16 protein-coding genes and 1 pseudogene are annotated in these 23,732 nt (G+C 45.2%); 7 read left to right on the top strand and 10 right to left on the bottom strand.

The features are described from left to right. The first annotated feature begins 574 nt into the window (after positions 1-574). The 6 genes from GPLA_RS19705 (at position 575) to GPLA_RS19680 (ending at position 11,326) form a co-directional block, all read left to right on the top strand. Entirely contained in the window at positions 575-3,595 is a 3,021-nt protein-coding gene (locus GPLA_RS19705) for a TonB-dependent receptor (RefSeq protein WP_007106763.1), read from the top strand. Positions 3,596-3,726: 131 nt separating this feature from the next. Beyond that, the gene (locus GPLA_RS19700; protein WP_007106762.1) at positions 3,727-5,208 is read left to right on the top strand and encodes a tryptophan halogenase family protein; all 1,482 of its coding nucleotides are present in this window, start codon (positions 3,727-3,729) and stop codon (positions 5,206-5,208) included. Between the two features lie 116 nt (positions 5,209-5,324). Beyond that, positions 5,325-6,887, top strand: coding sequence for a tryptophan halogenase family protein (locus tag GPLA_RS19695; RefSeq protein ID WP_007106761.1), 1,563 nt, complete (start codon positions 5,325-5,327; stop codon positions 6,885-6,887). A 100-nt stretch (positions 6,888-6,987) separates the two neighbouring features. After that, on the top strand, positions 6,988-7,203 hold the full coding sequence (locus tag GPLA_RS19690) for a hypothetical protein (protein ID WP_007106760.1): 216 nt from the start codon (positions 6,988-6,990) through the stop codon (positions 7,201-7,203). A gap of 62 nt (positions 7,204-7,265) precedes the next feature. Continuing rightward, the gene (locus GPLA_RS19685) at positions 7,266-8,807 is read left to right on the top strand and encodes an MFS transporter (protein ID WP_007106759.1); all 1,542 of its coding nucleotides are present in this window, start codon (positions 7,266-7,268) and stop codon (positions 8,805-8,807) included. Between the two features lie 47 nt (positions 8,808-8,854). Continuing rightward, positions 8,855-11,326: a GH36-type glycosyl hydrolase domain-containing protein gene (locus GPLA_RS19680; RefSeq protein WP_007106758.1), complete on the top strand. Its 2,472-nt coding sequence runs from the start codon at positions 8,855-8,857 to the stop codon at positions 11,324-11,326. A gap of 118 nt (positions 11,327-11,444) precedes the next feature. Here the strand turns inward: GPLA_RS19680 and GPLA_RS19675 are convergent, their stop codons facing one another. The 9 genes and pseudogenes from GPLA_RS19675 to GPLA_RS19635 form a co-directional block, all read right to left on the bottom strand. Further along, positions 11,445-11,909 (bottom strand): CreA family protein, encoded by a 465-nt coding sequence (locus tag GPLA_RS19675; protein ID WP_007106757.1) that lies wholly within the window; start codon positions 11,907-11,909, stop codon positions 11,445-11,447. Between the two features lie 67 nt (positions 11,910-11,976). Then, positions 11,977-12,993 (bottom strand): LacI family DNA-binding transcriptional regulator, encoded by a 1,017-nt coding sequence (locus GPLA_RS19670; RefSeq protein ID WP_007106756.1) that lies wholly within the window; start codon positions 12,991-12,993, stop codon positions 11,977-11,979. Between the two features lie 264 nt (positions 12,994-13,257). Next, entirely contained in the window at positions 13,258-13,884 is a 627-nt protein-coding gene (gene leuD / locus GPLA_RS19665) for a 3-isopropylmalate dehydratase small subunit (RefSeq protein WP_007106755.1), read from the bottom strand. Positions 13,885-13,899: 15 nt separating this feature from the next. Beyond that, positions 13,900-15,307: pseudogene (gene leuC, locus GPLA_RS19660) on the bottom strand (3-isopropylmalate dehydratase large subunit). Between the two features lie 14 nt (positions 15,308-15,321). Then, positions 15,322-16,422, bottom strand: coding sequence for a 3-isopropylmalate dehydrogenase (leuB, locus tag GPLA_RS19655; RefSeq protein ID WP_007106754.1), 1,101 nt, complete (start codon positions 16,420-16,422; stop codon positions 15,322-15,324). Between the two features lie 7 nt (positions 16,423-16,429). Next, on the bottom strand, positions 16,430-17,989 hold the full coding sequence (gene leuA / locus GPLA_RS19650; RefSeq protein ID WP_007106753.1) for a 2-isopropylmalate synthase: 1,560 nt from the start codon (positions 17,987-17,989) through the stop codon (positions 16,430-16,432). Between the two features lie 342 nt (positions 17,990-18,331). After that, on the bottom strand, positions 18,332-18,994 hold the full coding sequence (locus GPLA_RS19645) for a hypothetical protein (RefSeq protein ID WP_040515491.1): 663 nt from the start codon (positions 18,992-18,994) through the stop codon (positions 18,332-18,334). Between the two features lie 79 nt (positions 18,995-19,073). Continuing rightward, a complete protein-coding gene (gene eno / locus GPLA_RS19640) occupies positions 19,074-20,366 on the bottom strand; it encodes a phosphopyruvate hydratase (protein WP_007106751.1) in 1,293 nt (430 codons plus the stop codon). Between the two features lie 68 nt (positions 20,367-20,434). Next, positions 20,435-22,066, bottom strand: coding sequence for a CTP synthase (locus tag GPLA_RS19635; RefSeq protein ID WP_007106750.1), 1,632 nt, complete (start codon positions 22,064-22,066; stop codon positions 20,435-20,437). Positions 22,067-22,288: 222 nt separating this feature from the next. On the opposite strand from GPLA_RS19635, the gene GPLA_RS19630 reads away from it, so the two are divergent. Then, the gene (locus GPLA_RS19630; RefSeq protein ID WP_007106749.1) at positions 22,289-22,651 is read left to right on the top strand and encodes a response regulator; all 363 of its coding nucleotides are present in this window, start codon (positions 22,289-22,291) and stop codon (positions 22,649-22,651) included. A 174-nt stretch (positions 22,652-22,825) separates the two neighbouring features. On the opposite strand, the gene GPLA_RS19625 is transcribed toward GPLA_RS19630, so the two are convergent. Beyond that, positions 22,826-23,732: MutS-related protein (locus tag GPLA_RS19625; RefSeq protein WP_040515488.1), on the bottom strand; the 907-nt coding region annotated here is incomplete at its 5' end.

Below are 23,732 nucleotides of genomic sequence, written 5' to 3'. Positions count from 1 at the left end.
TTAATGATTAAATATGTTAATTTAAATGATGAGATTTCAGCCTGTTTTTCACCTGACCCTTTGGCATATTTTTAACATTATTCATTTCTTTATCATAAAAATCGTTTATTTCATAAAATATAAATGTCCATGAAAACCCTTATATTAAAGCTCTTTACGGTGTTATTGGCTTTTTCGGCGCCGAATTTGTCTTATGATTAACCGATTTTGTGATACCTACCTTTGAAGTAATTACATTAATCTATTTGTAACATTTCATTATCTTGTTGTAATGAGCAGGTGCTTCAAAACTTCGAAAGGTAAAAATGTTGACGAATTGTTAAAATAATCTTAGCATGATGAAAACGTTTACATTGGTGTGGGTCAGCCTCTAAGTAACAAGTGAATCGCATATCGAAAAATGCCGGTGAGATGCGTATTACCACGCAGTATTTAGCCGCACAATGCATTTACGTGACGCGTTTCTTAGTCATAGTGAGCATGAAATAGCTGAATTATATTTACGCTTATTTCAAATTTGTATGGTTTTTCACATAACTTTACTCATTAATAGAAACACAAAGGACGCACAATTATGAACACATACGCGAAATTCAATAAATCTCTGTTGACTAGGAGTATTTCGATACTGCTAGGAAGCGCTGTACTTGCGCCTGTCATTGCCGTTGCACAGGAAACGGCAAGTGATCTCGAAGTCATTCAGGTCCGAGGTATGCGCTCAAGTATCCAAGAGTCCATGGGTATCAAACGAGACTCAGCAGGGGTGGTTGATGCAATTTCTGCTGAAGATATTGGTAAATTTCCAGACACCAATTTAGCGGAATCGCTGCAGCGTATTACCGGTATTTCTATTAGTCGTAGTAATGGTGAAGGAAGCCAGATTACCGCTCGTGGTTTTGGTCCTGACTTTAATATGGTGACCTTGAATGGTCGAGCTATGCCGGCGGCTGCTATACCTGGAGGAGGAGGAACGCCAAATTCTCGTGCCTTTGACTTCGCTGATTTGGCTTCAGAAAGTGTGCGCGGTGTAGAAGTTTATAAAACCGGCCGAGCGAGTATTGCCACCGGTGGTATTGGGGCAACGGTTAATATTAAAACTGCTCGTCCTCTGGATGCACTGGAAAGTGGCTTCACCGGCTCAGTTGGCGCTAAAGCATTAATGGACACCACAAATCGTGTGGGGGATGACGTGACACCTGAAGTATCAGGTTTCTTTAATTTTGTGGATGACGATGGCATTTTTGGTGTATCGCTATCTGCCAGTGTGCAGGAACGTGACAGTTCAGCGGTTGGCGCATTTGTCAACGAGTGGCGCGTAAATCCTTATGAAGGCACTATTCCGCAAACACCGAACCAGACGGATCCGAGCTTACCTGGCTTTAATGGCCCAGCCGTGGTCGTCAATAATGGCCCCGCAGATGGCCAGTTGTTCGCGATCCCTTCTGATTTACGTTACTCCATCGCTGATCGCGAGCGTAAGCGTACCAATGCTCAACTGACATTCCAGTATGCGCCGACAGAAGACTTTACCGCAACACTAGATTATACCTATTCAAAGCAGGATTTGTTTGAAGCGCGAGCGGAGCAATCAATTTGGATGGATGACGGTTATTTCTCTGAGTTAACCTTTGATGATGAAACGGTTAAAACGCCCATTTTGATTGAGCAAGAGCGCCGTGACTTATTACCACGCGATTTAGGCTTGGCAATACAAGAGCGTAATCAGGTTAACGAAAACAAATCGATTGGTTTGAACCTCGAATATCATGTAAACGACAGTTTAGTGATGTTTTTTGATGCCCACGATTCATCTGCAGAAGGTCGCCCTGATGCGCCATATGGTACGTGGACAAACTTAGGCTTAGGCGCAAACGTAAACCGTGGTCAAGGTGCGGATTTCTCTGGTGAGTTCCCTATCATGACGGTGGATTTCGACGATGCCGCTCGCGGTAACTTGAATCCAAACGGTGTACTTGACCAAGACGATGTGGGTACTGCGATCTTAGATATGAATTTTAATTCACAGCGCACCGATATTACCCAATTTCGCTTAGACGGTGAATATTCATTCGACGATGGCGGCATTAACTTTGGTGTTGAATCGCGTTCGATGGAAAGCACGTCATTACAAGCACTTACTCGTCGTACCATGGGCAACTGGGGTATTGAAAATCCTGGTGAATTACCGGCTGATTATTTAACGCCATTTAGTTTCGCTGATGAGTTTGATGACTACAACACAAACGGTATTTTCAGTCAGGGCTTTACCGGCAGTGTCGCACAAGTTGGTGCTTTTGCGGCTCAAGAATACGGCTTTGCGTTTGAAGCTGACAACCCGTTTGCCACTAACCGCACTATTGAAGAAGATATCTTCGCAGCCTACGTTGAATTTGAACTAGACGGTGAGTTAGGCGGACGTCCATATAACATATTAGCCGGTGTACGTTACGAGAACACAGAATCGAAATCGATTGCTAATATCAGTTTACCCAATGGTATTGCGTGGGAAGGTAACAATGACTTTAACGTGCGTTTTGGCGCAGAAAGCCAAGATGTATCGGTAAGCTCTGATTACGATCATGTTCTGCCTAGCTTAGATTTCGATATTGAAGTCATGGATGGTGTTAAGGCAAGGGTGTCATACAGTAAAACCATTGCACGTCCTACTTACAATAATTTGAGTGCGGCTTCCTCTGTGGGCACGCCAAGCGGCCCAACTTTGATTACGCAAGGGGCAACCGCAACTGCCAGTTCGGGGAACCCAACCTTGGTGCCGCTGGAGTCTGATAACTTAGATCTCTCGGTTGAATACTATTTCGAGGATACCAGTTATGTTTCGGTTGGTTTCTACGACAAACGCGTGAAAAACTTCATTGGTAACGAGCAGGTCGAAGAAAGCATTTTCGGTTTACGGGATGCCACCGCGGGTCCACGAGCACAAGCTGCAGCTGCGGAACTTGAGCGCATTGGTCAGCCATTGACGGACACTAATTTGTTTAACATGGTTGCCGCTATGGAAAACAACATCGCTTATGACTCGTTGACGATTGAACAGTTTGAGGCTCAATATGATGTATTGCCCAATGAAGATGACCCTTTGCTAACGTTTATTAACGCCAAACCGATTAATAACAAGAGTGCGAATATTTATGGTTTTGAGCTCGCTGCTCAGCATTTCTTCGGTGAGACCGGCTTTGGTGTTCAGGCAAACTATACGACGGTGAATGGTGACGTTAGTTATGACACGACAGCGGATCCGTCAGTGACTCAGTTCGCGCTTGTGGGCTTGAGTGATACTGCTAACCTAGTTGTTATGTACGAAAAAGAGGGATGGCAAGGACGTATCGCCTATAACTGGCGTGACAAGTTCCTTGATACAACGAGCCAGTACGTGAATGAGCCTGGCTTTACTGAGTCGTACTCGCAAATCGATTTTAACGTGTCGTATCAAGTAAATGATGATTTATCGGTATTCCTCGAAGGGATTAACATTACCGAAGAGAACAGCCGTCGCCACGGTCGTACGTCAGCCCAGTTGTGGAATTTGGAACAACTTGGCGCGCGTTACGCCCTAGGTGCGCGTTATACATTTTAAATAAAGTGTGTGTGTCCTGAGCCGACGTTATCGGCACCCAACAAGCCGCGATATCTCGCGGCTTGTTTTTTGGTTATATTAGAATAAGTAGAACAGTAATTGTTCAATCATATGTATGTCGAGGTATCGTCTTGAATAACGAAAAAGTACAAAATGTTGTTATCGCCGGAGGCGGCACTGCTGGGTGGATGGCTGCGGCGTCTTTATCCAAGCTGCTTGGGAAAAGCTTAAATATCACGCTTGTGGAGTCTGATGAAATCGGCACAGTAGGTGTGGGAGAAGCGACGATACCGCCAATTCGCACTTTGCATAAGTTGTTAAATATCGACGAGCAGGCATTCATGCGGGCGACTAATAGCACCTTTAAATTAGGCATAGAGTTTAATCATTGGGGGCAAAGAGACGACAGTTACATTCACTCCTTCGGTATCACTGGAAAAGAGTGCTGGGCGGGGGAATTTCATCACTTTTGGTTGCGCGGAAAAGAGCAAGGCATCAATGCGCCATTTGGTGATTACTGTTACGAACTTCAAGCATCCAAACAAGGTAAGTTTGCCTTTTCAGTCAATGCGCCAATGAATTTCGCTTATCACCTTGATGCGACACTTTATGCTAAATTTCTACGGGATTTTTGCGCGGATGCCGTGACACGTATTGAAGGTAAGATTCAATCCGTCAGTAAAGACCCACACAATGGATTTATTACTGCTCTTACGTTGGCTTCTGGACAACAGATTGAAGGTGACTTCTTTATCGACTGTACTGGCTTCAAAGGAATGTTAATCGAAGAGGCACTGCATACTGGGTACGAAGACTGGTCGCATTGGTTACCTTGCGATAGTGCGATTGCCGTACAAACACAAGCGATTGCAGACCCATTACCTTACACCCGTTCCACGGCACATGATTTTGGTTGGCAGTGGCGTATTCCGCTGCAAAATAGGGTGGGCAATGGCATGGTTTTTTGTAGTCGTTACGTCAGCGACGAACAGGCTGAAGAAACCTTGTTAGCCAACCTAGATGGCGCACCGATTAATGCCCCCCGGGTGATAAAATTTAAGACCGGCCGCAGACGTAAAGGCTGGAACAAAAATTGTGTTGCCCTGGGCTTAGCAAGCGGTTTTGTCGAACCCCTTGAATCCACCAGTATTCATTTGATCATGACCGGCATAGTGCGCTTAATGCGCTTATTCCCATTTGATGGTGTACGCCAATCTGCGATTGATGAGTACAACGAAAAGCTGACCAGTGAATTACACAGTATCCGCGATTTTATTATCCTACATTACAAGGTGACTCAGCGAGATGACACGCCGTTTTGGCGTCACTGCCATAGCATGGACGTACCAGAGTCTCTATCCCATAAAATTCGTTTGTTTAAAGATACCGGACGCGTATTTTTAGATGATGGGGATATTTTTAGGGTCGATTCATGGACGCAAGTAATGCTTGGGCAAGGATTAGAGCCGAAGCAATATCACAGGATCGTCAACGAGATGAGCGATGATGAACTGCAGCGTTTTCTGGCCGGTATGCGCAGCGCTATCGAGCAAAGGGTTAACAGTTTGCCGAGTCATCAACAGTTTATTCGGCGTTACTGCCTGGCAAGCTAACAGAAAACATAAATGATTGTTTTGGATTAAATGCCGCTGAATACGTTAATATTTCGCTACTCTACCTCGCTCACTGATCTACCGTGAGCGCGTTCCGTTTTTGATTGGTAACACAGATGAATAATCGCAGTATTAAAAAAATAGTCATAGTCGGTGGTGGAAGTGCCGGTTGGTTGACCGCCGGGCTCATCGCCGCTGAACATCGCTGCGGCTCAGATCAAAGCCAAATACAGGTAACACTGATCGAGTCTCCTGATGTCAACATAGTCGGTGTTGGCGAGGGCACGTGGCCTTCAATGCGCAATTCATTGCAACGTATGGGCATAAGTGAAACTGAGTTTATTCGCTACTGCGGGGCGGCATTTAAACAGGGCTCCAAGTTTGTGGGTTGGCAAAACGGCGCCAAAAACGACTTTTATTACCATCCGTTTGTGGTACCTACTGGCTATGGCCAAGCGAATCAATACAGTTCATGGCAAACCTATGGCAAGGATCATCCTTTTGCTGACGCGGTAAGTGCGCAAAGCCAAATTTGCCAAGCCGGTTTGGGCCCCAAGCAAAATGCCACCCCTGAATACGCAGGGGTACTCAATTATGGTTACCACTTAGATGCTGGTAAATTTAGTCAGATGTTGCAGCAGCATTGTACTCAGCAGCTCGGGGTCACTCATATCCAGGACCACGTTGAAGGAGTACTCAGTAACGACAATGGCCATATTGCGAGCTTGCAAACACGACACAGCGGCGAGCTGGTAGGCGACTTATTTATTGATTGCTCAGGTGCGCGTTCACTATTATTAGGCCAACATTTTAACGTGCCTTTTATTGATAAAAAATCAGTGCTGTTTAACGACAGTGCAATGGCGGTACATGTACCGTATATGACACCTGACGCGGCAATTGCATCGGCAACGGTATCCACAGCACAAGCGTCCGGTTGGGTTTGGGATATCGGCTTACAAGATAGGAGAGGCGTGGGATATACTTATTCCAGTGCGCATGCCACAGATGAACAAGCAGAGCTGACACTCAAGGCCTATATCGCCAAGTCCATTGGCCGCGAACAAGCCGCTGCATTGACCGCACGCAAGATTGTTTTTAACCCAGGGCATAGAGCGCATTTTTGGCATAAAAACTGTGTAGCGGTAGGCTTGTCAGCTGGATTTTTAGAGCCCTTAGAAGCATCGGCATTAGCCTTGGTTGAGCTATCTGCCACGGCTATCGCTGAGAATCTGCCTGTCACCCCGGAGCACATGGATGTTATCAGTGATAATTTTAATCAACGTTTCTTGTTGCACTGGGAAAATATCGTCGAGTTTCTGAAGTTACATTATGTACTGAGTGAAAGAAGCGAACCGTATTGGCAACAAATGCGTAACCCTGACTCGGTTTCTCCGCGACTTAAGGCTTTGCTCACACAATGGCGTTATCAGCCGCCAAATCGCAGTGATTTTGTGCAGAACGAGATTATGTTCCCTTCTGCCAGCTATCAGTATGTCTTATATGGCATGGGCTTCAACACATTGAATGATGTGTCGTCACGGGAGTTTGATCAACCACAAAGTGCCATGAAATACCTACAAGAAAACCAACAACTTGTACGCAAACTAATGGGCGGCTTGAAAAGTAATCGTCAACTGCTTGAACATGCCAAACATCAAGGTTTTCCAAAGATTTAGCAGCGAATTAAGCGCTTTTTAAGGCGTTATCGCTAACTATAAAGCCACTCTATTTATTCTTTCTGAGCGGCCTTTTGATCTTTGCTGATGGTATCGTTTTTTGGCAGCTGTCGTCAGTGACGATCGTTGTGTTGTGTATGGCATGAAGCAGTCGTTCTATGGCGCTATCAACCTCTTTGTATCCTGTGCATCAGAAAATACCTTGAAAACGTTTTCATTTGCATTTAACGTTAGCTTAACAATGTATTTAGTTGCGCATTTTGTATCTGAATTGCTCAACAACGATGTGTTGGTACACATGCTCAAAGGACAATGAAATAACGGGATACGTACAATGCGCGATTGCATCCAGCACATAACCGGTAGGGAAGCACTGTTATGAGTAAATTGCCCTTATATGAAAAAGTCGGCTACGCCATGGGAGATGCCGCCGCCAATTTAGTCTGGCGTGGTGCGCTTGCTTATTTGGCGGTGTTTTATACCGATACTTTTGGATTAACCGCCTCAGCTGCAGCCATTTTATTTTTGGTCGTGCGACTCTCCGACGGTGTGACAGACATTATTATGGGCATGATTGCCGATCGAACTCATACCTCTTGGGGGAAATTTCGCCCTTGGATATTGTGGTCTACCCCCTTTCTGTGCGCCTTTATGGTGCTGTGCTTTACCACCCCAAACTTAAGTGAAAGCGGTAAATTGCTTTACGCTTACTTAACGTATATCGGTTTAACACTGGCATACACGGTTAACAACGTGCCTTATTCCGCGTTAATGGGCGTGATGACCGAGGACGACAAAGAACGTACTAGCTTGTCTGGTTTTCGCTTTGCTGGAGCCTTTTTGGGTGGGTTATTTGTGATGGGATTTTTGCCCAGCTTGGTGGCTATGCTTGGGGAAGGGGACGACGTTCAGGGTTACCAGTACACTATGTATGTATTTGCCGGTTTGTTGATGGCACTTATGGTGACTTCAGTGGCGACAACCAAGGAACGGGTTATGCCTATTGAACAAAAGCGCGGCAGTTTGTGCAGCGAACTATGGGATTTGACAAAACAATCGCCTTTTGTGCTCGTTCCGCTGTTGTCCATGTCCTTATTCTTCTATTACCGCAACGTATTGACCTGCGCTATTTTTGTATTGGTTTTCGCGACTGCCACTTGGCTAGTGCGCCGTATGTTGAATCGTCCTCGGGGCGACGTGTCTGGTACGCAACAAGACATGCTTGACTTGATGACCAATAAACCTTGGTTAATTCTGCTTGGCATGGGCTTTTTGACCATGATGTTTAACGGCATCAAATACAGTGTTATTGCCTATTACTTTAAGTACTTCGTTGGCGATGAGTTACTCACAGGGCAATATTTTATTGCCTTGCTGGTGGTGTCTATTCTTGGTGCTTTGTGCACAAGTTATCTTGCCAATAAGTTAGGCAGACGTAATTTATTTATCGTCGCGTTGGTGCTTAGTAGCGCGCTGACGAGTGGTTTCTATTGGCTGCCGGGAGAGAATATTAGCTATATCTTTGTGCTGGGTTGCAGCGCAGAGTTTTTTGCCGCAATGATGCCCACTTTATTTTTTAGCATGCTCGGGGATGCGGCTGATTATTCTGAATGGCGTAATGGGCGTCGCGCAACTGGGTTAGTGTACGCTGCTGGTACCTTTGTGCAAAAAACCGGAAATGGTTTCGCCGGCGCTTTAGTACTAGTCGTGTTAGCGGGCTACGGTTATGACGGAATGGACGCAACAACCATCGCTAATGCGCTACCGGGCATGCAACAACTCATGAGCTTTATTCCTGCTGCATTTGGCATCGCGGGCGCCTTTTTAATGTTGTTTTATCCGCTGACGGATGAAAAGCAGCAGCAGATGAACGCTGAGCTTATTGAGCGTCGTAACGCGTTATCCACTCATCATTTATAACGCGTTTGCCTTTGTGCAGCGTCATTTACCAAGAGAGATAGTTAATCATGACCAAGCCATCCACTGACGCCAAAAATAATGAATTTGGCTATTTTGATGATCAGCAAAAAGAATACGTAATCTCTACGCCGTTTACCCCGACTCCTTGGATCAATTACTTAGGTAATGATGGGTTTTATGGTTTGATTTCGAATACTGCAGGGGGCTACAGCTTTTATCAAGATCCAAAGTTTCGCCGCTTAACCCGCTATCGTTATAACAGTGTGCCAGTTGATACGTCAGGGCGTTATTTTTACTTGAAATGCGATGATCAGATTTGGTCTGCGACGGGCCGTCCAGTGACAAATCAGCCGCAAAGTTACGCATGTCGTCATGGTATGGGATATAGTCGATTTTTGGTTAGCAATCAGGGTATTGATTCTGAACTAACGTGTTTTGTGCCCCTAGGTGAAAAAGCAGAAGTACACAGGCTAACGCTAAAAAATAGTACGGTAAAACGTAAAAAAATTGACTTATTTTCATACATGGAATGGTGCTTGTGGAACGCAGAAGACGATGCGGCCAATTTTCAACGCAACTTATCCACCGGCGAAGTTGAAGTCGAAGATGGGGTTATTTACCACAAAACAGAATACCGAGAGCGCAGAGATCATTATGCGTTTTACTCGGTCAATCAACGGATAAGTGGTTTTGATACCGATCGTGAAAGCTTCTTGGGGCCTTATCGTGGTGTCGAAAACCCGCTCTGTGTTGAGAATGGTCAAGCGACGAACTCTCACGCCCAAGGTTGGTCTCCTATTGCATCTCATCATTTGCAAGTAGAACTGGCACCGGGAGAAGAGCATACGCTAGTTTTTGTGCTTGGCTATTGTGAGGTTGATAAAACACAAAAATGGCAATCCCCCGGTGTTATCAATAAAATACCGGCCAAACAGCTGATAAGCCGCTACGACAGCGCGCAAAAAGTGCAGAACGCGTTAGCTGCTCTGGCCGCTTACTGGGATCAGTTACTCGGTAAATTTCAACTAAACAGTCCTGACGACAAACTTAATCGCTCACTGAATATTTGGAATCAATACCAAAATATGGTGACTTTTAATTTGTCCCGCAGTGCCTCGTTTTATGAATCAGGTATTGGTCGCGGTATGGGATTTAGAGATTCAAATCAAGATACCATCGGTTTTGCGCACATGGTGCCTGAGAAAGTACGAGAGCGCATATTGGATTTGAGTGCGACTCAGAAAACAGATGGTTCGGCTTATCACCAATATCAGCCTTTAACCAAAAAAGGTAATGCAAATATCGGCGGTAACTTTAACGATGATCCTATGTGGATGGTGCTATCTACAGTCAATTACATCAAAGAAAGCGGCGATTTTTCAATATTGACCGAAAAGGTTGCATTTGACGGCGACAACGAAGGGACTCCTGATCACTTCGAGCACTTACGCCGGGCCTTTGACCACGTAGTGAATCATTTGGGCCCCCACGGTTTGCCATTAATTGGTCGTGCCGATTGGAATGATTGTTTAAATTTAAATTGCTTTTCCGAAGACCCTAACGAGTCTTATCAAACTACGCAACGTGGCCAATCGGACGTGGCTGAATCGCTTATGATTGCCGGGCAGTTCGTGTTGTACGGGCAAGATTTTGTGCACTTGTGTCAACGAGTGGGCAAGGTTGAATTAGCGCAATACGCCCAGCAGCAGGTGGATACTATGCATGCCGCCGTTTTACAGCATGGCTGGGATGGAAAGTGGTTTTTGCGAGCTTATGACGCCAGAGGACATAAAATTGGCAGTCAGGAGAATAACGAGGGCAAGATATTCATTGAATCTCAAGGTTTCTGTGTCATGGCGGGCATTGGCATGCAAGATGGTAAGGCGCGCCAAGCGCTTGATTCAGTTGAAAAACTGCTGGCCACCCCCCACGGTATCATGCTCAATCAACCGGCATTTAGTGGCTACGACAAGTACTTAGGTGAGATTTCATCCTATCCACCTGGGTATAAAGAAAACGCCGGTATTTTTTGCCACAACAATCCTTGGATCATGGTGGCTGAGGCCATGTTAGGGCGTGGCAATAAAGCATACGAATATTTTGCTAATATTTCACCTGCGTATCTACAAGACGCACAGCAGAAGCATAAAACTGAACCTTATGTATACAGTCAGATGATTGCGGGTAATGACGCGACGACCCCAGGACAAGCAAAAAATTCGTGGTTAACCGGTACCGCAGCATGGTGTTTCTACGCGGCAAGCCAATATATTTTGGGTATAAAAGCAGATTATGCTGGTTTGCGCATTGCGCCTTGTATACCCGCTGATTGGTCAGGATTTACCCTTTCTCGACGTTTCAGAAAGGCCCATTACATCATTGAAGTACGCAATCCTAATAGGCTCTGCTCAGGAAATGTGAAACTTGAAATCGATGGTGAGCAAGTCAGCGGAACGCTTATTGATTACGACAGATTTAACAAAGAACATCATGTTATCGCTACGATTTCTCCAGGCTAACATTATCCGTTAAGTGGTTAAGTGGTTAAGTGTTCTAGAAATCAGCGGGTAGTTTCCTCATTCGCTCCCTCTTTGCATTATAATAATGTATTTTGGGAGCGTTTTTTTATTCTCAGAGCTAGGAACCCGTATAAGTGTTATACGCTTTTGTCCCCCACAAAGGTACCGTTGACAGACTGTGTTTGAAGCTACCAGAGGTTTCTTTAGTGGAGTATGAGACATACATTAATGTTTGACTGCGGGGATCGAAAATTCGGCGTATTTTCATGCTTTTGAAAAAGACACTTTTAGATTTTTTGAACACGACTTCGCCGGATGCCGACTTATCAATTTGAGCAATCATTTCTGGGCTAATTTCGCCAGTTTGCCGACAAGCTATTGAGCTATCAGAGGGATCGGAGAAACTTAGGTCGGCTTCAATACTTGCTACATGACAGGTTACGCCGCTGATCAGTGGATCTTGCAGAATATTAAGTTTGATATCTTTGGTGGTGAACAAACCTAAACTCACATCACCGACTTCATTGGAATCACAAGCACTTAAAAGCAGCGCACTACCCAGAACAGCTAATATTTTTTTCATACATCACTCACTAAAGGGATTTCCCCTAGTGTAATGGATTTTAGGTGTGATAAAAATCCTGTTAATTTTACAAGGGGGCAGGGCCGGTACTTTGACGAACCATTAACTGAAAAGGCAGCTCGACGTAGCGAGCTTGTTCTGACTTTCCATCAAGTTGTTCGAGTAACAGTTCAATGCATGCCTTGCCAATTTCTTCGAGGGGTTGATGAATGGTCGTCAATGCGGGGGTCATTAAACGTGCGTAACGAATATCATCAAAACCCATGATGGATATGTCTTGGGGGATGCGAAAGCCGTTTTCTTGCAATACACTCATTGCGCCTATGGCCATGTCATCACTAAAGCAAAATACGGCTGTAGGTCGCAAGCGGAGCTTGAGTAACTGCTCCATCGCACCGATACCTGAGTCAAGTCCATAGTCTCCACGAATGATAAGTTGTTCGTCTATTTCAATTCTGGCGGTAGCCAAGGCCGTTTCGTACCCTTTGAGGCGCTCAAGTGTGCTGGGCGTATCACGAGGCCCCATGACGGCGGCGATACGTTTGTGACCTAAACTTAGCAGGTGCTCAACAGCTGTGCGTGCGCCAGCGATGTTATCAATCATGACCTTGCTGATCCCCTCGATCGGAATGGACTCGCAGGAGTTCACGATCGGCGGTAATTGCTTTAATACGGGTAGGGCTTTGTTCAAATTAAACGGCATATGAAAGGTAAACAGTAATACGCCATCAGCTTGGCCTGATTGCGCCATATTGGCATAATGCTTCTCTCGTTCGGCTAGGCCTTGGGTATCACCGAGCAGAATAGAGTAGCCTGCTTTTTGCGCTTCGCTTTCAATCGCGCGAATGATACCTGCGTTGACTTGGTTAGTGATATCCGGCATGACAACAATAATATTACCGCTCTTTTGAGTGCGTAGGTTAGCTCCGAATCGGCTTGGGGTATATCCGCCTTCTTCTACTGCCTTCATGACCTTTTTACGCGTCTCTTCACTGACGATATCTGGATTGCGCAAGGTGCGGGATACGGTAGCAGGTGATACACCAGAAATGGCCGCAATATCTTTAATACCTAACTTAGCCAACGAGTTCTCTCTTATACAGGTTTAAACGAATAGCAGTTAGATTAGCTGCTGAATGGTTGACTGTAAACGTTTTCAATTTTGCGAAATTTCAGCTCGATGGCGTAGGATGTAAAAAGGTTTATTTATTAGATGCTTAGAGAAATTTAGACGGTTATTAAAAAGGTTATTTTTAAAAATGATTTTATTTTCATTTATATGATAATTAGACTGAGGCAGCATAACCACTACTTTCTGTGGTTATGCTGTAGTTCTAAAGTACGATGGTTAGTACTGCCAAGCAGCCTGTTTGGCTTCAAATGCACTGATTTTATCATCTAACTCTAAGGTTTGACCGATGGCATCTAAACCTTTGAGCAAATTGTTTTTATGGTGAGGGGCAATGTCGAAACCAATGACCTGATCATTAAAACGAACTTGCTGTTGGGGCAAATCCACCACGACTTGGCAAGTCGAATCTTGTTCAACTGCGGCAAAAACGGTATCGATTTGGGCACTGGTTAATTGGACCGGTAACAAGGCATTATTGATGCAGTTACCATAAAAAATATCCGCAAAACTGGTAGCTATAACCACTTTGAACCCGTAATCATCTAACGACCAAGGAGCATGTTCACGGCTTGAGCCGCAACCAAAGTTCTCTCGAGTAAGTAAGATGCTGGCACCTTGATACTCAGGTTTATTAAGCACAAAGTCGGGGTTTGGCTCCTGTTCATGTAAGTCTAAATAGCGCCAGTCGTGGAACAAATGTTTTCCGTAGCCGCTCTTAGTGACCGAGGTTAAAAATTGCTTGGGAATAATTTGGTCAGTATCCACATTTGCTTGATTTAGCGGAGCGACACGGCCGGTATGTACACTGATCCCTGCGCCTGCTGGGTTAGATTGATTGCTCATGTTTATTCCTAATAATTAATCGTTGGCAACGAAGTCGCGAGTATCGGCGAAGTGGCCTGCTAATGCCGCTGCGGCAGCCATGGCTGGGCTAACAAGGTGAGTACGTGCCCCGCGGCCTTGACGTCCCTCGAAATTTCGGTTGCTGGTTGATGCACAGCGATCCCCTTGACTCAGAATGTCGTCGTTCATACCAAGGCACATAGAGCAACCAGGTAAACGCCATTCAAAGCCTGCATCGAGAAATATCTTATCTAGGTGCTCTGCTTCAGCTTGTGCTTTCACCGCCACAGAGCCTGGTACCACAATTGCGGTAACATGCCCGGCCACTTTGCCTTGCTTAGCAATCGCGGCTGCCGCACGCATATCCTCAATACGACCATTGGTACATGAGCCAATAAATACGTGATTAACGGTGAGCTCTGATAGTTTCTGACCAGGCTTAACATCCATATATTTAAGCGCTTTGACTGCTGAATCGCGATCAATCGGGTCACTAAAGTCTTCTGGTGCTGGAATAGGCTGGTTAACACCAATAACCTGACCTGGGTTCGTTCCCCAGGTGACCTGAGGTGCAATATCGTTAGCCGCAAGCTCAATTACGATATCAAATTTTGCATCATCATCAGATTTTAAGGTTTTCCAGTAAGCAATTGCGGCATCCCAATCTGCGCCTTTTGGTGCGTATTCACGACCGGCTAGGTAATCAAAAGTAGTTTGATCAGGGGCGATCAAACCGGCTTTAGCACCGGCTTCAATGCTCATGTTACACACGGTCATGCGCTCTTCCATGCTCAAGCCTTCAATGGTGTCGCCGCAATACTCAATCACACAACCTGTCGCGCCTGCATGGCCTATTTTTCCGATAATAGCCAAGATAATGTCTTTCGCTGTTAGGCCTAGTGGACGAGCACCCGTGACCTTAACTTGCATGCATTTACCTTTACTTTGTTTCAAGGTTTGCGTGGCGAATACATGTTCTACTTGCGACGTACCAATACCAAAGGCAAGGGCGCCAAAGGCACCGTGAGTAGCGGTGTGAGAATCACCGCAGACCACTGTCATACCAGGTTTAATTAAACCAAGTTCTGGGCCCATAACATGCACAATCCCTTGTTTTTGATGACCCACAGGGAACAACTGAATGTTGTTTTTTTCGTCAGTTATCAGCAAGGGTTTGCAATTGTAGTTTGTTGGCAGGGCCGCAGGCGTCAATCGCCAACGAGCGAGTTGATATACTGTGATCCATGGTCGCAAAAGTCAGATCTGGACGACGTACGTTACGTCCTTTTTGCACTAGACCATCAAATGCCTGTGGTGAGGTGACTTCATGGATAAGGTGGCGATCGATATACAATAATGCATCGTCGCCGATTTCATCGACAATATGTGCCTGAAAAATTTTGTCGTATAAGGTGGTGCTCATGTCTGGTCTTTCCTTTAAGCGTTTGCGGTGGCGATTATATTGGCGATGTAATCGCCTACTTCACTGGTCGATTTGGCTTGGTCACGATTTTCAGCGCTGAGTAGTTCACCGGTTAAGATACCATCAGCGAGGGTCTTCACGACGGCAGCATCAATTGCATCGGCAGCTTCGGTTAAATTCAAGCTAAAGCGCAGTAACATAGATGCAGATAATATTTGTGCTATTGGGTTAGCGATACCTTTGCCCGCGATATCAGGTGCCGAGCCGCCTGCAGGTTCATACAAACCGAAGTTTTCACTGTTGATGCTGGCTGATGGCAACAAGCCCATGGAGCCAGTGATCATGGCACATTCATCAGAGATAATGTCGCCGAACAAGTTCGAACACAGCATGACATCGAAATCACTTGGGTAGCGCAGTAGCTGCATAGTCGCGTTATCGATATAAATATGCTCTAAAGTGACTTCTGGGTAGTCTTTCGCGACTTCCTCGGTGACTTCACGCCATAAACGACTGCATAACAATACGTTTGCCTTATCTACGGAAGTTACTTTCTTACCGCGTTTCTGCGCGGCTTCAAACGCACTGATGGCTATACGGCGAATTTCTTTTTTGCTGTAACGCATGGTGTCATAGGCAAATTGTTCTTCGCCTTCACCTTCAATGCCTTTTGGCTGACCGAAATAAATGCCGCTGGTTAGCTCGCGTATTACCAGTACATCAAAACCACTGGCCGCGATATCAGCACGCAGTGGCGACAACGCTTCTAAGCCTGGGTAGATTTTTGCAGGGCGCAAGTTACTGAATAAATCGAAGTGGCCGCGAAGAGCAAGCAGGGCTGCGCGTTCTGGTCGCTCTTCGAGTGGCAGACTATCCCATTTAGGGCCGCCAATTGAGCCAAACAAAATGGCCTGGGCATCTTCGCAACCTTTCAGGGTGGCAGGTGGCAGTGCTTGACCGTGATTATCGATAGCGATACCACCCACATCAAATTCTTTCAAGGTAAACGACAGGTCAAACGCCTGCTCTACTGCGGATAAAACCTTCTTTGCTTCTTGCATGACCTCTGGGCCAATACCATCTCCTGCCAACACGGCAATATTATAATTCGACATCTGTTCTTTAAACTCCGGCAATCTGTACTTGTTGCTTTTTCTGGTGATCAATTTGATCGGCTAAATGGGTGTTGTTCAATACGTGGATTAACGCTTTAACCCCTGACTCGACGATGTCTGTGGCTAAGCCAATACCATTAAAACGACGGCCGTTATATTCAACGACAACGCTCACTTGGGCAAGGGCATCGGCTCCTTCGCCTTTGGAGTCAAGTTTGAAATCAACGATATCTAACTGTTCATGGCCTAATACTTTGATAATAGCGTTATAAGCCGCGTCTACAGGGCCATTACCGGTACACGATTCTATTACTTCTTCATCGCCTACTTGTAACTTTACCGTGGCGCTGGGGATAATCTCTTTGCCCGAACTCGCCTGTAAATAAAGTAATTTATAATGCTCATCTGCTGGCTTTTGCTTATCGAAGAACAACAAGGCTTCAAGATCGTAGTCAAATACCTGACCTTTTTTATCTGCTAGTTTCACAAATGAGGCATACAGAGTATCTAAATCGTAGTCTTGGGTTTTGTAACCAAGCTCCTCAAGACGGTGTTTGATAACGTGACGTCCTGAACGAGAGGTTAGATTTAAGTTATTCTTGTTTATACCTACGCTTTCAGGGGTCATTATCTCATAGGTATTCTGCGCTTTTAAGACGCCATCTTGGTGAATGCCAGATGAATGACTAAACGCATTTGCGCCAACAATGGCTTTGTTTGCTTGGACAGGCATATTGCATAGCTGACTAACTAGTTTAGATGTGCGCGAAATTTCCTGGCTTCGAATGTTGGTGTTCAAACCCAGCATGGCCTGACGGGTCTGCAAAATCATGGCTATTTCTTCTAACGAGCAATTACCCGCACGTTCACCTATACCGTTAATAGTACATTCGATTTGACGTGCACCGTACTCTACTGCCACCAAGGAATTCGCCACGGCTAAGCCTAAATCATTGTGGCAATGCACTGAAATGATGGCTTTATCGATGTTCGGAACACGGTTAAATAAACTCTGAATAATGCCGCCAAACTCAGTAGGTGTGGTGTAACCCACCGTATCCGGAATATTCACTGTTGTTGCGCCTGCATTAATCGCAGATTCGACCATACGACACAAATAATCGATGGGGGTCCGACCGGCATCTTCACAGGAAAACTCTATATCGTCCGTGTAACGGCCAGCGTGTTTAATGGCTTTTACGGCCATTTCAACCACTTCGTCCTGGGATTTGCGTAATTTACTTGCCACGTGAATATCAGATGTAGCGATGAAGGTATGTATTCTAAATTGCTCGGCAACGCTCATGGCTTCACCGCAGGCGTCTATGTCTTTCTCTAAAGCACGTGATAATCCACAGACGGTGGCATTTTTTATTTCTCTGGCGATACTGCGTACCGACTGAAAATCGCCAGGCGAAGAGACAGGAAAACCGGCTTCTATGATGTCAACACCAAGTCGCTCGAGCGCAAATGCAATCTGTAGTTTTTCTTTCATACTCAAACTTGCTGCTAGCGCTTGTTCGCCATCACGTAACGTGGTGTCGAATATTTTGACTTGGTTGGACATGTTTTTTCCTCTTTTGGATAATGTGCGCTTTTTTGAGCGCCTTAAACGAAAAAACCCGTGCTGGGCACGGGTTTTTAGTTATTGTTTGCGTTTCGCTTACAACCTACCCGTGCAATCTTGCTGCCAGCAGTAGTAGAGTTGATAGTAATAAAGTTTTCATTATATATAAGCTCGAAACGTCAGTGCGGTATTTGTAACTCTTTGGCTCCCATGCGTCAACCTTAGTTAACAAATCCATATATAACAAAAATGCATATAAGTTTGATTTACTTAGTAAAAGATGAAGGTACGACCAGTTTTGGTGGCCATGAAAAATAGATTCTTTGCACTGCTATGGGTTGTTTAGCGGAAATTCTTCCAGTTAATACTGCCAGATAATAAAAGTTCTCTTAAGGTCAACGTTCGGGGCTGACTTCGTCCTCTGTGGTTCCAGGTGTGTCCGCTGCAGGCTGCACTGAACGCCGGATTATTTGGGCGTAATAATGTACACTCGTCAGCGGCTAATTGCATAGCTTTATGACTGTTACCGCTTTGTGCAACATTGCGTCCATCCATATGAAACCAACCAAATTTATTACTGTGTAGGCGTTGCTCCGTCTTGTCGATGCGATCAATAGAGTCTAATTCTAAGTATTCACCATTTATGTTTTGCACATAAACTACAACCGGTAAACCCGAGCGAGCATGTTGAGTAAACCATTGCTGGGCTTTATCTAAGTCGTGTTTCTTACCTATGCAGTGGGCACTTTGTTTGGCTTGCCAACTGGCATTGTGAACATCGACCGTTAAGGGGCCCGTGTGATGAATGAAATGATAGGCTGCGCGTTTAACGTGATGGCGTAGGCCACCTAATTTACGCTGTAATAAACTGATGTTCGTAAACGAGGCATGAGCGAGAGTTATGAGTTCGCGTTCATATAGGGCATTGCAGATTTCAGCAAAATGGGTCTGCTGCTGTGAGTCAGTGAATATATTTACTTGGGGCTGCGCGGGTGGCGTCACCATAATAAAGAAGGGGCAGCATTCGCTGCCCACTTACATCCAAAAGGCTTCAGCATTAGCAAAAGCCGTTCAGATATAGGTCTTATTGACCCTTTATTTCTTTACGCCCGCCGTAGGTCGCTGCATCGCCTAGTGCTTCTTCGATACGCAATAGTTGATTGTACTTAGCAACACGGTCAGAACGACATAGTGAACCTGTTTTGATTTGACCAGCAGCTGTTCCCACCGCTAAATCAGCGATAGTTGCATCTTCAGTCTCACCACTACGGTGAGAGATAACCGCAGTAAAACCAGCCGCTTGCGCCATACGAATGGCTTCAAGAGTCTCGGTTAAAGAACCAATTTGGTTGAACTTGATCAAAATCGAGTTTGCTACACCATTGTCAATGCCGCGCTTAAGAATTTTGGTATTCGTTACGAACAAATCATCACCAACCAGTTGTACTTTGTCACCGATTTTTTTGGTCAAACTTGCCCAACCGTCCCAATCACTCTCGTCAAGTCCATCTTCGATTGAAATGATAGGGTACTTAGCTGCTAGATCGGCTAGGTAATCACCAAAGGTTTCTGAATCGAACACTTTACCTTCGCCTTTCAGGTCGTACTTACCATCTTTATAGAACTCAGATGACGCACAATCTAACGCTAGAGTAATGTCTTTATTCATTTCGTAACCGGCATTCTCAACGGCTTGAATAATTACTTTCAGTGCTTCTTCGTTAGAGGCAAGGTTAGGTGCAAAACCGCCTTCGTCGCCTACAGCAGTGCTCAAGCCTTTTGCTGACAATACTTTTTTCAAGCTATGGAAAATCTCAGCACCCATACGTAAGGCTTCACGGAAGTTCGCCGCACCAACTGGCTGCACCATAAACTCTTGAATATCAACGTTGTTATCAGCGTGCTCGCCACCGTTGATGATGTTCATCATTGGTACCGGCATAGAGTACTTACCTGGAGTGCCGTTAAGCTCAGATATGTGTTGATATAAAGGGATTTTCTTATCAAGGGCAGCGGCTTTGGCCACCGCTAGGGACACGGCAAGAATCGCATTGGCGCCAAATTTTTCTTTGTTTTCAGTGCCATCTAGATCGATCATGATCTGATCAATTTTCTTTTGCTCATATGCACTATTGCCAAGTAATGCAGGGGCGATATCGTCGTTGATCGCGGCGACTGCTTTCAATACACCTTTGCCTAAATAACGGCTTTTATCACCATCGCGTAATTCCAACGCTTCACGAGAACCAGTAGATGCGCCAGAAGGAGCCGTTGCTCTGCCCATTACGCCTGATGCTAAATATACATCTGCCTCTACAGTGGGGTTGCCACGAGAGTCCATGATTTCACGACCAATGATTTTACTGATATTTGACATAGTTGTTGCCTTGTTATAAAAAATTATCGTATACCTGCAAGCAGATACGCTTAGTTTTCAATCGTTTACTAATTATTATTTTTATAATATTCGCCCGCGGCTTTAACAAATCCTTCAAATAAAGGGTGTCCGTCGCGAGGTGTAGAGTTAAATTCAGGGTGGAACTGTCCAGCCACAAACCAAGGATGATCTCCTAGTTCAACGACTTCTACTAGACGTTTATCAGTAGACAGACCAGTTACTTGCAATCCTGATGCTTCTAATTTGTCACGTAAATTGTTGTTCACTTCATAACGGTGACGATGACGTTCGTAAATCTCTGTTGAACCGTAAAGGTCGTGTACTTTGCTGCCTGGAATTAAATGGCACAGCTGGCTACCTAAACGCATAGTACCGCCTAGGTTTGATTCTTCAGAACGTTGTGCTGTGCTGCCATCGGCATCTAGCCATTCAGTGATCAAGCCCACTACAGGGTAGGGGGTTTGCGGATCGAATTCAGAACTGTTGGCGTTTTCAAGTCCTGCAACGTTACGTGCAAACTCAATTATCGCCACTTGCATACCCAAACAAATCCCTAAATAAGGAACTTTCTGCTCACGGGCGTACTTAGCTGCTGTAATCTTACCTTCAATACCGCGTTCGCCAAAACCACCTGGTACCAATATAGCATCACAACCGTTGAGGATGTGTTCCCCTTTGCTCTCAATATCTTGTGAGTCAATGTAACGAATGTTTACGGTTAGACGATTTTTCAGGCCAGCATGTTTCAATGCTTCGTTAACTGATTTATAGGCATCAGGTAGCTCAACATATTTTCCAACCATGGCAATCGTAACTTCGCCTGTAGGGTTAGATTCTGCATATAAGACCTGTTCCCATTCGGTAAGGTCTGCTTCGGGACACTCTAAACCAAAACGCTGAACGACAAGCTCATCCATGCCTTGGGCTTTTAGTGCAGCTGGAATTTTATAAATACTATTCGCATCTTTTAAAGAAATAACGGCTTTATCAGCTACGTTGGTAAACAAAGCGATTTTTTGACGTTCATTTGATGGCAAGGCGTTTTCTGAGCGGCATACCAAAATATCAGGTTGAATGCCGATGGAACGCAGCTCTTTAACGGAATGCTGGGTAGGCTTGGTTTTCACTTCGCCAGATACCGCAATGTAAGGCACTAACGTTAAGTGCATATACATAGCGTGATCACGACCTACTTCGGTACCCAATTGGCGAATGGCTTCTAAAAACGGTTGTGATTCAATGTCACCTACCGTCCCGCCTATTTCGACTATGGCTACATCTACGCCTTCAGCACCTGCGACAATACGGCGTTTAATTTCATTAGTGATGTGCGGAATCACCTGAATGGTTGCGCCTAAGTAATCACCACGACGTTCGCGTTTAATGACTTCTTCGTATACTCGGCCGGTGGTGAAGTTATTGCGTTTGGTCATACGGGTACGAATAAAGCGTTCGTAGTGACCTAAGTCTAAGTCGGTTTCAGCGCCGTCGTCGGTGACAAACACTTCACCATGCTGAATGGGGCTCATGGTGCCCGGGTCGACATTAATGTATGGGTCGAGCTTCAACATGGTCACATTTAGACCACGTGCCTCAAGAATAGCAGCGAGTGATGCAGCAGCAATGCCTTTACCAAGTGATGAAACGACACCACCTGTGACGAAAATATAGTTTGTCATGAGTACCCTAAGGCGTTGGAGTTGAATAAGATTTTTTTAATACTGAGGTAGTCTAGCACCCTGTAAAAAGGCGTAACATAATTCAGTACCGGACGGCGCAATAGTATACTCAATCACGCCCGTTCAGACAATTGAAAACCGCCTTAGGGTTGCAAAAAAATATACAGATAATGCTATTTTAATGGTTTACACTGTGGACCAAATAGTCAAAGGATTAGCTTTATGGATAAAATGCGTCCCATTTTGGTGGTAGATGATGTTGAAGCCATCTGCACTTTTATAAGCACTGTATTACAAGGGAATGGATATTTGCAGGTTGATTCTGCGAGCAATTCGGCTGAAGTGATGGCGCGTGTGTGCCGTAAGGATTATCAGCTTATCTTGATGGACATCAAACTTCCTCAAGTGGATGGTTTGGAGTTATTGAGTATTCTTCACGAAGAAATCCCTAAGGCAAAAATTGTCATGTGCTCGGCAGATACCTCAGAAGAAACAGTGAATCTTGCCTATGAAATCGGTGCGGTTGGGTTTCTTGAAAAACCAGTGACGCCCATGAGCTTGCTCAGTTTGATGGAGCGCTTGTAGCGCCAACAATCAAATTTTTTACCATTATCGTCAAACAGGCGATATTAGTGCACTGTATTCTTAGTGCTCAACTCAATAGTTTCGGATCCAGAACCACACCATAAACGATTTTCGATACGTTGAGTGCAACGTTTATGGTGAGTTCTCTATTGGGCTAACAACACGCCACTGGTTTTACCTGACCAACTTCTTTAATTGGTATAAATAATCGAGGGCCTGTTTGGGCGTGAGATCATCTGGCTGAATGGTCTGGAGAAGATCCTCAGCTTCACTCACAGAAGCTAATAAATCTAATTGCGTTTCGACTTTTTCCTGCGAGCAGACCGGGCTGGATGATGCAGTTGTTTCAGGAGACAATATCGGTTTATTAGCAGTCGCCCCCGTTTCTAATTCGTGCAGTTTGCGTTTCGCCGCTAGTACCACTTGTTTAGGTACCCCTGCTAATTGCGCCACTTGCAAGCCGTAACTTTTATTGGCTGCACCATCTTGCACTGCATGCATAAAACGAATGGTATCACCGTGTTCCACAGCATCTAAGTGCACGTTGGCCAGCTCTGGCAATGAATCAGCAAGACCAGTCAGTTCAAAGTAGTGAGTGGCGAATAAGGTAAATGACTGCAAGTTAGTCGCCAAATACTCAGCGCAGGCCCACGCGAGCGACAGGCCATCATAGGTGCTGGTGCCTCGGCCAATTTCATCCATTAATACCAAGCTATTGGCCGTGGCGTTGTTCAGTATATTAGCTGTTTCCGTCATCTCGACCATAAATGTAGAGCGACCAGACGCAAGGTCGTCTGAGGCGCCAATTCGGGTGAAAATACGATCAATTGGGCCAATCTTGGCATCTTGTGCAGGTATATAACTGCCAATATAAGCCATTAATACAATCAAAGCGGTCTGGCGCATATAGGTTGATTTACCGCCCATATTAGGACCTGTGATCACGAGCATTCTGCGTGCTGGGTTGACGTCAATGGGGTTGGCTATAAAGGGTGCATCTGATACTTGCTCTACAACAGGGTGACGACCCTGATTAAAATGAATGCCACTTTGGGCGCATAAATCTGGGCAATGATAATCT

The organism is Paraglaciecola polaris LMG 21857 (assembly GCF_000315055.1).
GTDB classification, from domain to species: domain Bacteria; phylum Pseudomonadota; class Gammaproteobacteria; order Enterobacterales; family Alteromonadaceae; genus Paraglaciecola; species Paraglaciecola polaris.
The sequence above is the reverse complement of the archived record's forward strand: the minus strand, read 5'-3'. Positions and strand labels throughout refer to the sequence as shown.

Coding starts and splice junctions, on each gene's coding strand:
- GPLA_RS19705 (WP_007106763.1), top strand. CDS start 575: ATGAACACATACGCGAAATTCAATAAATCTCTGTTGACTAGGAGTATT.
- GPLA_RS19695 (WP_007106761.1), top strand. CDS start 5,325: ATGAATAATCGCAGTATTAAAAAAATAGTCATAGTCGGTGGTGGAAGT.
- GPLA_RS19685 (WP_007106759.1), top strand. CDS start 7,266: ATGAGTAAATTGCCCTTATATGAAAAAGTCGGCTACGCCATGGGAGAT.
- GPLA_RS19680 (WP_007106758.1), top strand. CDS start 8,855: ATGACCAAGCCATCCACTGACGCCAAAAATAATGAATTTGGCTATTTT.
- GPLA_RS19675 (WP_007106757.1), bottom strand. CDS start 11,909: ATGAAAAAAATATTAGCTGTTCTGGGTAGTGCGCTGCTTTTAAGTGCT.
- leuD (WP_007106755.1), bottom strand. CDS start 13,884: ATGAGCAATCAATCTAACCCAGCAGGCGCAGGGATCAGTGTACATACC.
- leuB (WP_007106754.1), bottom strand. CDS start 16,422: ATGTCGAATTATAATATTGCCGTGTTGGCAGGAGATGGTATTGGCCCA.
- leuA (WP_007106753.1), bottom strand. CDS start 17,989: ATGTCCAACCAAGTCAAAATATTCGACACCACGTTACGTGATGGCGAA.
- GPLA_RS19645 (WP_040515491.1), bottom strand. CDS start 18,994: ATGGTGACGCCACCCGCGCAGCCCCAAGTAAATATATTCACTGACTCA.
- eno (WP_007106751.1), bottom strand. CDS start 20,366: ATGTCAAATATCAGTAAAATCATTGGTCGTGAAATCATGGACTCTCGT.
- GPLA_RS19635 (WP_007106750.1), bottom strand. CDS start 22,066: ATGACAAACTATATTTTCGTCACAGGTGGTGTCGTTTCATCACTTGGT.
- GPLA_RS19630 (WP_007106749.1), top strand. CDS start 22,289: ATGGATAAAATGCGTCCCATTTTGGTGGTAGATGATGTTGAAGCCATC.